The sequence below is a fragment of the Paenibacillus sp. 01T422 genome, assembly GCF_056398785.1.
The window spans coordinates 1-351 of sequence record NZ_JBFTQB010001748.1 but is presented as its reverse complement, the minus strand read 5'-3'; the positions used below and the strand labels follow the sequence as shown (position 1 = coordinate 351).

Here is a 351-nt window from a genome sequence, read left to right as displayed (position 1 = left end):
GCATCACTCTTGCAGCTGAGTACATTTGTCAGGCATAACTTCCCAGAAGTAGAAGAAGTAGCTTTAGCTGTAAATCTCAAAAATCTGCCTGCACGGCAAGCTTATTTAAAAGCTGGCTTTAGAGATGATGGCCGCACAAAAATGGGGCGAAATGGTCTTCAGCATATCCTTGTTCTGCCTATTGAAAAAAAGAGGAGCTGCTCATAAGCAGACTCCTCCTTCCTCTTAATCGCATCATTTCATGCGCGGCTTTGTCAACCTCAGGATCATGGATAAACCAATCGATCTCCCCATTTGTCCCCTTATAAAAACCGTCTAAAGAAGTTCTGTTAAACATGATTACTTTTCTCA

1 pseudogene is annotated in these 351 nt (G+C 42.2%); it reads left to right on the top strand.

The window, feature by feature from the left end:
• Positions 1 to 207 (top strand): annotated as a pseudogene (locus AC1DUA_RS41045) (GNAT family N-acetyltransferase); the annotation flags it as partial.
• Positions 208 to 351: the final 144 nt, after the last annotated feature.